9 protein-coding genes, 2 tRNA genes and 1 rRNA gene (1 of these 12 cut by a window edge) are annotated in these 12,602 nt (G+C 45.7%); 11 read left to right on the forward strand and 1 reads right to left on the reverse strand.

The window, feature by feature from the left end; all coding sequences use genetic code 11:
• Positions 1 to 5 precede the first annotated feature (5 nt).
• From DW835_RS16165 to ispD, 3 genes are read left to right on the forward strand one after another with little or no spacing between them, the layout of a single operon-like run.
• On the forward strand, positions 6 to 611 hold the full coding sequence (locus DW835_RS16165; protein ID WP_022312449.1) for a DUF6715 family protein: 606 nt from the start codon (positions 6 to 8) through the stop codon (positions 609 to 611).
• Positions 612 to 630: 19 nt separating this feature from the next.
• Positions 631 to 1,668, forward strand: coding sequence for a tRNA (adenosine(37)-N6)-threonylcarbamoyltransferase complex transferase subunit TsaD (tsaD, locus tag DW835_RS16170; RefSeq protein ID WP_022312450.1), 1,038 nt, complete (start codon positions 631 to 633; stop codon positions 1,666 to 1,668).
• A gap of 37 nt (positions 1,669 to 1,705) precedes the next feature.
• Complete coding sequence (ispD, locus tag DW835_RS16175) at positions 1,706 to 2,533, forward strand: 2-C-methyl-D-erythritol 4-phosphate cytidylyltransferase (RefSeq protein WP_347559399.1); 828 nt, start codon at positions 1,706 to 1,708, stop codon at positions 2,531 to 2,533.
• 54 nt (positions 2,534 to 2,587) lie between these two features.
• On the opposite strand, the gene DW835_RS16180 is transcribed toward ispD, so the two are convergent.
• Positions 2,588 to 4,834 (reverse strand): helix-turn-helix domain-containing protein, encoded by a 2,247-nt coding sequence (locus DW835_RS16180; RefSeq protein WP_118731425.1) that lies wholly within the window; start codon positions 4,832 to 4,834, stop codon positions 2,588 to 2,590.
• A 297-nt stretch (positions 4,835 to 5,131) separates the two neighbouring features.
• Between DW835_RS16180 and DW835_RS16185 the strand changes: the two genes are divergently transcribed.
• The 8 genes from DW835_RS16185 to DW835_RS16220 all read left to right on the forward strand — a co-directional run.
• Positions 5,132 to 6,754 carry an ABC transporter substrate-binding protein gene (locus DW835_RS16185; protein ID WP_117467053.1) on the forward strand — a complete coding sequence of 541 codons (1,623 nt, stop codon included), beginning with the start codon at positions 5,132 to 5,134 and terminating at the stop codon, positions 6,752 to 6,754.
• A 137-nt stretch (positions 6,755 to 6,891) separates the two neighbouring features.
• On the forward strand, positions 6,892 to 7,857 hold the full coding sequence (locus DW835_RS16190; RefSeq protein WP_117467055.1) for an ABC transporter permease subunit: 966 nt from the start codon (positions 6,892 to 6,894) through the stop codon (positions 7,855 to 7,857).
• Positions 7,858 to 7,869: 12 nt separating this feature from the next.
• On the forward strand, positions 7,870 to 8,730 hold the full coding sequence (locus DW835_RS16195) for a carbohydrate ABC transporter permease (protein WP_117467057.1): 861 nt from the start codon (positions 7,870 to 7,872) through the stop codon (positions 8,728 to 8,730).
• 119 nt (positions 8,731 to 8,849) lie between these two features.
• Positions 8,850 to 9,542, forward strand: coding sequence for a rhamnogalacturonan acetylesterase (locus tag DW835_RS16200; protein ID WP_117467063.1), 693 nt, complete (start codon positions 8,850 to 8,852; stop codon positions 9,540 to 9,542).
• A gap of 141 nt (positions 9,543 to 9,683) precedes the next feature.
• The gene (locus DW835_RS16205; protein ID WP_117467059.1) at positions 9,684 to 11,690 is read left to right on the forward strand and encodes a glycosyl hydrolase 115 family protein; all 2,007 of its coding nucleotides are present in this window, start codon (positions 9,684 to 9,686) and stop codon (positions 11,688 to 11,690) included.
• A 239-nt stretch (positions 11,691 to 11,929) separates the two neighbouring features.
• A tRNA-Ser gene (locus DW835_RS16210) sits at positions 11,930 to 12,015 on the forward strand.
• Positions 12,016 to 12,066: 51 nt separating this feature from the next.
• Positions 12,067 to 12,155, forward strand: a tRNA-Ser gene (locus DW835_RS16215).
• Between the two features lie 281 nt (positions 12,156 to 12,436).
• Positions 12,437 to 12,602, forward strand: a 16S ribosomal RNA gene (locus tag DW835_RS16220); it runs 1,400 nt beyond the window's last position.

Raw genomic sequence — 12,602 nt, forward strand, 5'->3', positions numbered from 1 at the left:
AAAATATGAAAAAAAACAACACGTCGATGACGAAAATTACGGTTTTTCTGATCTTCCTCATTGTCCTGGTAGTGGGATATTATTCGTATCTGTCGGGAAAAAGCAGGACAGAACAGCAGGAGGCCATTATGTCAGAGGTGGATACGGCACTCTCCAGAGATCTGACCAATAATTATCCTGCGACACCTAAGGAAGTAATCAGATATTACAATGATCTGATCAAATGCTTCTACAATGAAGACTGTACCACGGAGGAGCTTCAGGAACTGGGCAGGAAATCCCTTCAGCTGTTCGATGAGGAACTCCGGGCAAATAACGAAGAAGATACCTATCTGACCCGATTACAGGGAGAGGTTAAGAACTATAAGGACAATAAGAGAAAAATAACAAGTGTTTCTCTTGCGTCCAGCACCAATGTGGACTATTATACAGCAGACGGATATTCTTTTGCCCGGATTGCCTGTGGCTATGGCATGACGGAAAACGGAAAAAAGAGTTCCACCATGCTGGTATATCTGCTTCGCAGGGATGAAAACCGCAAATGGAGGATCTACGGCTGGGAGACGGCGGATCAGTTGAATGACAGTCTGGAACAGCAGGAGAATAATTAAAAGCAAAGTAGGCAGAAAAATGGCAGAGACAGAAAAACAAAAAGATATTTATATTCTGGGAATTGAGAGCTCCTGTGATGAGACAGCGGCTTCTGTGGTGAAAAACGGCAGGGAAGTGCTTTCCAACGTCATTTCCTCACAGATTGCATTACATACCCTGTACGGTGGTGTGGTGCCGGAAATCGCATCCCGCAAACATATCGAGAAGATCAATCAGGTCATTGAGCAGGCGCTTGCCGATGCCCATGTGACGCTGGAAGACATTACCGCCATTGCGGTGACCTATGGTCCCGGATTGGTGGGAGCACTTCTGGTGGGTGTATCTGAGGCAAAAGCAATCAGTTTTGCTACCGGAATTCCCCTGGTTGGAGTACATCATATTGAGGGACACATCAGTGCCAACTTCATTGAGAATAAAGAACTGGAGCCTCCTTTTATCTGTCTGGTGGCGTCCGGCGGCCACTCACATCTGGTGGTGGTCAAGGATTACGGTGAATATGAGATCATCGGACGGACCAGAGATGATGCGGCGGGAGAAGCTTTTGACAAGGTGGCTCGTGCCATCGGACTGGGATATCCCGGCGGTCCCAAGATTGACAAGGTGTCGAAGGAGGGCAATCCGGATGCCATCCACTTCCCCAGAGCAGCAGTGGCGGAGAATGAATATGATTTCAGCTTCAGCGGTCTGAAATCCGCAGTGCTGAACTATCTGAACGGATGCCAGATGAAGGGAGAAGAGATTAATCAGGCGGATGTGGCTGCTTCCTTCCAGAAAGCAGTCGTAGATGTGCTGGTGAGCCATTCCCTCCATGCAGTGAAGGCTTATGGACTGAATAAATTTGCCATTGCCGGCGGCGTGGCTTCGAATTCTTCCCTGCGGGCAGCGTTTGAGGAAGAATGCGGAAAACGTAACATAGCATTTTATCATCCCTCCCCCATTTTCTGTACCGATAATGCGGCGATGATCGGTGTGGCCGGCTATTACGAGTACATTAAGGGTGTCCGCAGCGGTTATGATCTGAATGCGGTGCCGAATTTAAAGCTGGGCGAGCGATAAGAACCGAAAAAAGACTTCAAGGAAAGACAGACACAATATGGTAGACAGAGTAGCACAGGACAGAAATGAGACAGAAGATTACAGCATGAAAAATGAGATGGAAAACGGACAGGAGCCTCAGGAGAATGGGGAAAAGCCCAGATGTACCGCTATTATCCTTGCGGCGGGCAGCGGAAGCCGCATGCAGTCGGCGGTGGCGAAGCAGTTTTTACCGTTAAAAGGAAAGCCCCTGATCTGGTATGCTTTGCATGCGGTGGAGGAATCCCGGATCATTGATGACTGTATTCTGGTGACGACAGAGCAGGATATTCCCTATGTCCGGGAAGAAATCGTGCAAAAATATCATTTTACCAAAGTAAATATTATCACTTCTGGAGGAGCGGAACGGTATCTGTCCGTGGGGAGAGCCTTACAGCTGATTGCTGACGGACGGTTGAAAGTACCCAATGAGCACGGATATGTGTTCATTCACGATGGAGCCAGACCTTTTCTGACAGAGAAGATATTAGAAGATACCTATGCAGCGGCCGTGCAATATCAGGCCTGTGTGGCGGCGGTACAGAGCAAGGATACGGTAAAGATCAGTGACGGAGAAGGATTTGCCCTGTCCACTCCGGATCGAAGAACCGTCTGGAATATCCAGACACCGCAGGTATTTGAGACCAGCCTGATCCTGCAGGCATACGAGAGACTGAAAAATCGTCTTCCCAGGATGCAGGAACAGGGCATTCAGGTAACGGATGATGCCAGCGTGGTGGAACTGTTTACTGAGACAAGAGTGAAGCTGGTAGAGGCTTCTTATCAGAATATTAAGATCACAACGCCGGAAGATATGAAAACAGCCGAGGCATTTCTGGAGGATTAAATCCTCCGAAGATGTCCCGGCTGTTCCTTTGTGCATTTCTATCAAGAGATTGTTCTATTTTTCCCGCATGGAACTGGGGGTCACTCCGTATACCTTCTTGAAGGCACGCCGGAAAGTATTGGAATTATTATATCCCACAGCAATATACAGCTCATTCAGACTGATATCGGTCTCCTTGATCAGTCTTGCGGCCTCCGTCATGCGGATATTCTCCAGATAAGTGGAGAAGTTGACTCCGGTCTTTTCCTTGAACATATGGGAGAAATAGCTCTCTGAGATCTGGAATTCATCGGAGATCTTGTTAAGCCCTAAGGAAGGGTCCTTGTAATTTTCCTTAATATATTTCTCAATGGTGGCGGATAACGTATTGTCATCCTCCTTATTGCCGAAGAGATTACACAGGGATAAGGCAAGATCTTCGCACAATTTGAAGGTAAGGTGCTCATTGAAACGTTCATCCAGTACCTTTACAGCTTCGGAATCTGCGTCCTGGGGCAGTGCAAATCTTGCTTTTAATAAAGTGTTACGGATATCTGACAGTAGGTATTTTAACAGGTTAACCGGCAGGGTACGTTCCTCGATATTCTCCTGGTGGATCAGATTGAACAGCTCCAGTACCTGCGGAGTATTGCCAGTGGAGATGAAATGGATCAGCTTCGTGGAGATCTCCGGCGGATAATAGAACACGTTGGAATCCTTTTTAATGAATTCATACGGGAAGAAAATGTAGTTCTTCGTGGTATAGCTGACAGCCTCGGAGGCCTGCTGGTAGCATTCCCATACATTCATCAGGGAATCCGTATTGCGTCCGATACCTGCGAAAAGCCAGATGTCGTAAGTGTCCAGCAGATAATCATGCAGACGCAGGATGCAGTTGTTGATCTTCAGGATCAGATCCTTTTCTTCTTCCTCTGAGCAGTGCAGCAAAACGGAATAGGTACGGTCCGAGGGGCTGAAATAGAACAGCGGTGTACCAAAGAAATTCTCCAGTGCTGTCTCGATGATCTTTTCCAGTTCTTCCATGGATTCCACGCCGCCGGGGAGAGTGATTTCTGTATTGTCTCCGAAATTATTATAGTAGACGATGTACAACACATTATAATAAGAAGAATCCGCAATACCCAGATAGTTTTCCATGTAGGTAACTTCATCCTCGGAAGTAGCAGTACCGGATAACAGCTGTCTCACATAGGAGGTACAGATGATCGGACGCTGACTGTCTACCACTTCCTGCAGATTTTTCTGTACTTCCACAGCGGTCTGCAATTCCTGCCCAAGCTCAATGATCGGGCGGACATTGCGGCGGGAGAAATAATAGACCAGACAGCCGCCTGTAAGCAATGCCAGCAGGGCAAAAAAGATGAAAAGCAGCTGGGTGCCACCCAATCCGGCGGTCGCCTTGTAGGGCGGGAAGCTGAAATAGTAAGAATAACTGGTGTTATCCGAAACGTATTTCCCCAAAGTAAAGTTCTGCCCATCGATCCGGACCTCTGCATAGCCCTTATTAAAGTCCAGAGAATCCAACATTTCTGCGGAAATGCTGTTCGGAGTATTTATCGTAAGCACGGTGGAGTCATCTTCCGCGGTCACCGCCAGGAAATTATCACCATCCATCTGAACACAGTCGAACAGATCCGCCATCTTATCCTGTTCGAAGATAAAGCAGACCTTCGCATTGGCATCCATATAATAGAGATCGTTCAGGTCGATGATATACATATAGTATTTTTCGCTGTAATTTGGCATGAACTGATCCATGGGAAGAAAGCGGTTCTCGTATTCCGGTTCCGTCATGTAGGATCGCCACATTTCTTTTTCGGTAGAAGGATACTTCTGGATCCAGCTATAGAACCGCTTTGCGGATATAAAATAAGTAGGATTCAATACATAGTCTGTCTCCGGAAAATAGACAAAGGACTCTTTTAACGGAAGAAGAGCTTCTGCATATACATTGGTAGCCAGAGAGTTCTGCAATTCATTTCCCATTTCCGTAAAAGGATAATAGGTATTCTCATAATTCATGACTTTCCGGAAAGTGTCGTTCTGCAGAAGCTGTCTGCAATAGACTTCCATGATATTCAGATCGCTTTCAAACAGCTCTGCATTGCTGATCAGGGTTGTCTCGTTCTGCTGATCATAAGAATCACGCGCGTTATTTATCGTAGAACGGTATAAAAAGATGAACAAAACCAGAATGATCAGCAGGAAAATACTGTAAGAGGTTACCATTTTCAGCATTAAAGTACTGTTATGGCTTGTGTAATTTGTATCGTTCTGGGCTTCTTTTTTATTCAAAATCATTCATGATCACTCCAGGGGCTCTATTTTTTTAGATAATATACCTAATAAATTATGTCTATTGTATCAGTTACTGACAAAGGAAGCAAGATGTAACCACTTTCAAATTGAAAAAAATCAAATGTAAGTACTTTCAAAGAATGCAGTAAAATCAATGCTTTGCGGAAGCGGTTGTCAAAATTTGCACCCGAACGCAAAAATTGTAACTTGTTTTTCCCGGTGACGGATGGTAAGGTGAGGGCAAGTCAAGGGAATGACCCCATGACAAATCATGATTCCAAATTTTTAGGGAGGAAAGAAATGAAGAGAAAAGTATTATCCGTACTTTTAGCATCTGCTATGGTAGCTTCCTTAGCAGCATGCGGAAGCAGCAATGATGCTCCTGCAGCATCCACCGACAGCGCAGCAACTGGCAGCGCAGCAGCTTCTACCGAGGCAGCATCTACCGAAGCTTACAATCTGGAGGAGATTAACGTAGTAGTTAATGGTACTCTGACCGCAACCGTTGATAACGGCCAGGCTGAATTCGTTCAGCAGTGGGATGATGCAGTATCCGAAGCAATCGGTCATCCTATTAAGATGAACGTCCAGCAGTTAGACCATTCCGGTTATACCGATGCAGTAGGTCGTCTGTTCGCAGGCGGTGACTATCCTGATGTAATGATCATGAGTGCAGATATGTTCAAGCAGTATGCACCTACCGGTCTGCTGTGGGATATGTCCGAAGCATATGCAAACGCTAAATTCCAGTCTCACCTGATCCTGCCTGAGATCAACGAGAACCTGAAGGATGAGGAAGGTCATCTGTATGGTTTCGCTCCTACCTATGGTAATGGATGTGTTACCTACGTTAAGCAGGCATGGTTAGATGCAGTTGGCCTGAAGGCTGAAGACATCAAGACTTATGATGATTACTACAACATGCTGTTAAAGTTCCACAACGAAGATCCCGATGGCAACGGCGTAACCGGTGATACCTATGGCGTTATCGCAGCTGGTTTCGTTGGTAACGAGGCTCCTTATGTAAACTATCTGCCTGAGTTCTGGCAGGATTCTTATCCCGCAATCCTGCAGGATGAGAATGGTACCTGGTACGATGGATTCCAGACCGATGCTACCAAGGCAGCTCTGTTAAGATTACAGCAGGCTTACAAGGATGGCGCTATCGACCCTGAGACCCTGACCGCTTCTACCAAGATCGCTCGTGAGAAATGGTTCTCTAACGATCAGACCGGTTCTTCAGGTGTATTCACTTACTGGGCAGGTTCCTGGTATCAGACTCTGACCGATAACCTGATCAAGAACGGTGTTGATGAGAAGCTGGTTGAGCTGGCTCCTATCGCTGAGGTTGGCGCTTACCTGAACAGAGAAGCTCCTGTATGGGTTATCATTGATGACGGTGACGGAGACAATTCCCGTGAGCAGGCTATCTTCGATGCATTCATCGAGACCATGATGGATGGTGACAAGGTGCAGACACTGTGGACCTACGGTGCAGAGGATGTTCACTGGTCTACCAAGGCTGAAAGCTTCACCATCAATGCAGGTACTGACAAAGAGAAGTCTTACGAGTACGAAGATGGTCAGTTCCACTTAAAGCAGTCTCCTAACGATCCTAACTCCGTATGGAAGAAGAACGCTATGGATCCCGCTCTGGTTATCTGCTCTCTGGACAACGGCTTTAACGATATCTCCAGCCTGGCTGCAGAAGGTAACAAGTTCTTCACCGAGAACTGCAAGGATGCTCCTCAGTCTCCTACCTCTGAGACCTACACCAACGAGTCCGGTACCATCTATGATGCTAAGCTGGCAGCTATCACTTCTGTAGTAGTTGATGGCGGCGATGTAGATGCAGCTATGCAGACCTACGTTGACACTGTTGGCAGTATCATTGATCAGTGCTTAGCTGAACTGAATCAGTAATTGAGACCGTAATAGAGTAGCGGAAGCTGCAAAATATGATATAATTATCCTGTCCCATCGGGATACAAAGCCCATGGGACAGGATATTTTAGAGAGAAAAGAATGTGTGAGATGAAGTTGAAAGGAAGAGGGATGGTATGAGCAAGAAAAAGAAAATCACCACATCCACCGGCGTAGAAGTACGTCACAAGCCTTTGGGTCTCCGGATCTGGAATAACAGAGGCTATTATGTAATGTTCCTGCCTGTATTTATATTTATTTTGATCATGTATTACTGGCCCATGCTTGGTATTCGTTATGCATTCTACGATTACAAGCCCGTAGGTGCTCCTACTTTTGTGGGACTCAAGCACTTTTACAGTATGTTTAAGACCGATGCGTTCTGGAGTGCATTCAGGAACACATTGGAACTGAGTATCATGAAGTTATTGATCACGACCTTCACTGCGGTTATCGTATCAATCTTCTTAAATGAAATGGGAAATCTCTTTGCAAAGAAAACTTTGCAGACTATTATATATCTGCCCCACTTTATGTCATGGGCAGTAGTTGCATCTATCTTCAGCCTGTTCCTGTCTCCTTCCTCTACCGGTCTGGTAAACGGATTGCTGCGTGACTGGGGCATCCTGGCACCGGATGCCAAGGGAATTTATTTCCTGGCAAGCACTGCATGGTGGAGACCGATCTTCTACATTATCAATATCTGGAAAGAGACCGGTTGGGGAACCATTATCTTCCTGGCTACTCTGGCAGGTATCAACCCGGAGCTGTATGAAGCAGCTGATATCGACGGTGCAACCCGTATGCAGAAGATGCGTTTCGTAACGCTGCCTGCACTGTCCAATACTATTATCACTGTATTGATCCTGAACCTTGCTAAGGTTATGAATATGTTCGAGTCCGTATTCGTATTGTACAACAATGCGGTATACAGCGTATCTGATGTTATTTCTACTTATATTTATCGTCAGACATTCGCAATCGCTCTGCCGAACTATGGTTACTCTACAGCAGTTGGTCTCTTCAAGTCCCTGGTTGGCTGTGTACTGGTACTGATATGTAACTGGGCTAGTAAGAAGACCCGTGGCCGTGGCATTGTATAGGAGGTGTTAAACGTGGCAAAGACAGCTTATCGTAAACCTAAGAAAAAGGTTCATGTATTCGATATTGTAAACTACATCGTATTTATTCTCATCGGCCTCCTGGTTCTGGTACCTATCTGGAAGGTAGTAGTAGACTCCTTCAATGCTGTGGGTGTATACCAGTTCAGACTGTGGCCGGAGGATTTTACCTTAGATGGCTATAAGACCATCATTCATACCCAGAGACTTTACAGACCGTTCATCAACTCCGTGATCACAACCGTGCTCGGTACGTTCCTTGGTCTGCTCCTGTCCACCCTGGGTGGCTATGTACTGATCCAGTTTGATATGCCCGGACGTAACTTCTTCGCATATTTCCTTCTGTTTACCATGATCTTCTCCGGTGGTATGATCCCCGAGTACCTGGTAATGAAGCAGTTACACCTGGTTAACAGCATGTGGATCCTGGTGGTAAAGCACGGTATGAACGTGTACAACCTGGTACTGATGCGTAACTTCTTCGAAGGAATACCTGCCAGCCTGTTCGAGGCGGCCGAGATCGACGGATGTTCCCCTATGGGAATCTTTTTCAAGATCGTGCTTCCTCTGTCCAAAGCAGCTCTGGCTTCCATCGGCCTGATGTTCGCAGTAACCGTATGGAATGACTATTCTACCGTTAAGATCTATATTACCAATCCTGACCAGGTTAACTTCCAGTATCAGTTACGTAATATGATCATGGATGGTGATACCCCTACCACACAGTATTCGGTATCCCAGAACACTCTGTTCTATGCAGCGATCGTATGTGCAATCCTTCCTTTCATGGCACTGTATCCTTTCCTGCAGAAATACTTCGTAAAGGGTGTTAATATCGGCGCTGTTAAGGAGTGATTTTCTTCTCGCACGTACTTAGACTTAGACAAGGGAAACTTCGGTTTCCCTTGTGTTGTATCTGCGGGCAAATTCCGCAAGAAAAGATGCGCAGGGGAAGCGCAGAAATGAGGGCAGAAATGAACAGAATTTTTTGGGCTGCAGATTCCACGGTCCAGACCAATGACTATACGACCTATCCGCAGACAGGCATTGGTCAGGTATTTCCTTTATTTGTAAAGCCGGAATATCAGGTATGCAATCATGCCAAGAACGGCAGAAGCACCAAAAGCTTTATGGACGAGGGGAGACTGAAAGCCATAGAGGAGAAAATTGGTGCAGGAGATTTCCTGTTTATCCAGTTTGGACACAATGACGAGAAAAAAGAGGATCCCACCAGATATACAGAGCCTTTTTCCACTTACATGGAGAATCTTGAAACCTTTATCCGTGTGGCAAAAGATCATAGCGCTTATCCGGTGCTGATCACTCCCTTAGAGCGCAGATGCTTTATGGATGAGAAACACTTGGGGATCGGAGCGCATTCCGATTATGTGGCTGCTATGAAGCAGACCGCGGAGAAAAATAATGTTCCTCTGGTGGATCTCTACAGCATGAGCCGTATGGAGCTGAAAAAAGCCGGAGAGAAGAACAGCAGAAGATGGTATATGTTCTTCCCGGAGGGCGAGTATAAGAATCACCCGGAGAAATCCGAGGATAATACCCACCTGCGTTATGACGGTGCTGTGAATTTCGCATCGCTGATCGCCAGAGGGTTAAAAGAGATCGGTGGAATCTACGCAGAGATGCTGTTGGATGATCTGAAACTGTAATCCTGCAGACCATTATGAAAATACAAAAAGTCCGTTTTGCAGACAAATTTTGTCAGTGAAACGGGCTTTTTTGTATCTTGATACAAGAACCCCATTTTTTTATAATGTTGCTATCATTATGACAGACAGAGGGAGAAGAGCATGAACCCATTTCAGTTAAGTAGAAACACTACCTTACTTTCGGATGCCGTAACAGAAAAAGCCGTAGAACTTGCCTGTGAGCGACTCCGGAGAGACATGGAAAAGACTTTGACTGACATAGTCAAGAATAGAAACAGGATCATTTTGTGCAAAAAAGATCTGAAACCGGAACAATATGAGCTGGAAGTGACAGAACAGGAGATTACGATCTACGGAGCGGATGCCCGTTCCTTTATCTATGCATTAAATTACCTTAGTGAAACCTACCTTGGAGTGCTGCCATTCTGGTTCTGGAATGATCAGAAGATGGAAGTGAAATCTTATGTAGAGATCCCCTGTGGGATATACCATTCGGAGCCGGACAGAATCCGGTATCGTGGATGGTTTATCAATGACGAAGTACTGATCAGCCATTGGACAGCCGGCGTATCAAAAGACTATCCATGGGAAATGGTGTTTGAAGCGCTGCTCCGCTGTGGTGGCAATCTGGTGATCCCTGGTACGGATAAGAACTCCAGAATTTACGCTCCTATCGCGTCAAATATGGGACTTATGGTTACACATCATCATGCGGAACCACTGGGAGCGGAAATGTTCCTACGGGCTTATCCGGATCTGAAACCCTCCTATCTGAAACACGGAGACCTGTTCGATAAGCTTTGGCAGGAAGCTGTTGAAAGGCAGAAGGACGAGGAAGTCATCTGGAATATTGGCTTCCGGGGACAGGGCGATGTACCGTTCTGGGAAAATGATTCCGCGTTTGATACTTCCGAGAAGCGGGGAGAATTGATCAGCAATATTATGAAGAAACAATATGCAATGGTCAGAGAACAGATTCCGGACGCAGTGTTCTGCACAAATCTGTACGGTGAAATTCTGGAATTATATCGGGAGGGCTGTTTGCAGATTCCGGAGGATGTGATCCTGATCTGGGCAGACAACGGTTACGGCAAGATGGTATCCAGACGTCAAGGCAATCATAACCCCAGAGTGTCAGCGTTGCCGGAGGAAGGAGATAAGGGACGGCATGGCACCTATTATCATGTATCCTTCTATGATTTACAGGCGGCCAACCATATTACCATGCTGCCTAATTCCATGGAGTTCGTGGAAAAAGAGCTTACGGATGCTCTGAGGCATGGAATTACGGACCTGTGGCTTGTCAATGCATCCAATATCAAGCCGCATGTATATCCTCTTTCTTTTATTGCTAATCTGTGGAAACAGGATGCTCTGTCGGCAGAAGAGCATAGAAAGCGTTATGTCACCGAATACTATGGGGCGGAGAATGATACTGCGCAGCTTTCCATTATGGAAGACTGCATTCGTGATTATCCGAGGGCTATGTTACCCTTTGGAGAGAAAGAGGATGAGCATGCCGGAGAACAATTCTATAATTATGTTGTGAGGGATTTTATCTATAGCTGGATGAAGAACGGAGCTGCAGAACCGGTGGAAGAACTGTTCTGGTGTATTCATAAGGATACCTTTGCTGCACAGATGGAATGGTTTACAGGAAAATGTCTGCAGACGGGAAAACAGCTTGAGGGTCTGTATGAGCGCGGCCTTACCGTTGGGGAAAATGAATTATGGAAAGATTCCGTATTGCTGCAGGTGAAAATCCACCGGAATTGTCTACAGGGAGCTACCTTATTTACAGAAGCATTTGCAACATATGAACGGAAGGAATATAAGAAGGCCTTCTTCCTGTTGGGTAATGCTGCAGAAGCATTTGAAGCGGCGGACAGCGCCATGAGGGATCGGGAACACGGAAAATGGAAAGACTTTTATGCCAATGATTGCCTGACGGATGTGAAGGAGACAGCTTACTGCCTGAAACGCCTGATGGGCTATATGAGAAATCTGGGAGACGGACCGGATTTTTACAAGTGGCAGAGAGAAGTGACCTACTCTGAGAATGACAGCAAAGTGGTTCTGATCACTAATATGGAAAATCATATGACGGACTGGGAGTTGTATCTTGCAGGGAAAAGCAGACAGTGGTAAAAAGCAAATAGTAGGAATATTTGTAACAATTACATGATAACAGACACAATTCATAGAAAAAACTGTATTCAGCAAAAAGAGGAAAAGCCCAAAAACGTGATAAAATGGGCTTTTTCTCATCTTAAAAAAATAAAATAAAAATTGTGTAAAAATGTGTTGACAATAGCAAACCTTTTTGTTAGAATAGCTTTTGTCGTCAGGTGAGCAACACAGATGACAAAGACTTAAGACACACATTCGGAGAGATATCGAAGTGGTCATAACGAGGCGGTCTTGAAAACCGTTTGTCCGAAAGGGCGCGTGGGTTCGAATCCCACTCTCTCCGCTAGGCATTCGTGCCGCCGATAATTATATAGATTATTAGAATCAACTATCTGGAGAAGTACCCAAGAGGTTGAAGGGACACCCCTGGAAAGGGTGCAGGTCGTTAATAGCGGCGCGAGGGTTCAAATCCCTCCTTCTCCGTTGGCTGTTGTAAAAAGTCAAAAAAACTTGAAAAAAGTTGTTGACAAACAGAAATGGTTATGATAAACTATCAAAGCTGTCGCTGAAAACAACAGCAAAGCAACACAGCTCTTGCGGAGCAAGAGGTTATGATCTTTGACAAATAAACAGTAATGCAACCCTGAAAATTCCAAGATTTTCAGAGAAATTCAAGAACAAGCAAGTTGATCGAAAGATTGACAAGCTACCCGAATTAACAGTAAACAATGCCAGATAAAACTGGCAGGACACAAACACCATTTTAACATGAGAGTTTGATCCTGGCTCAGGATGAACGCTGGCGGCGTGCCTAACACATGCAAGTCGAACGGACTTACATTGAAGCCTAGCGATATGTAAGTTAGTGGCGGACGGGTGAGTAACGCGTGGGTAACCTGCCTTGTACTGGGGGACAACAGTTGGAAACGA

This window comes from Clostridium sp. AM34-9AC (assembly GCF_003480225.1).
In the GTDB taxonomy this organism is placed as follows: Bacteria; Bacillota; Clostridia; order Lachnospirales; family Lachnospiraceae; genus Acetatifactor; species Acetatifactor acetigignens.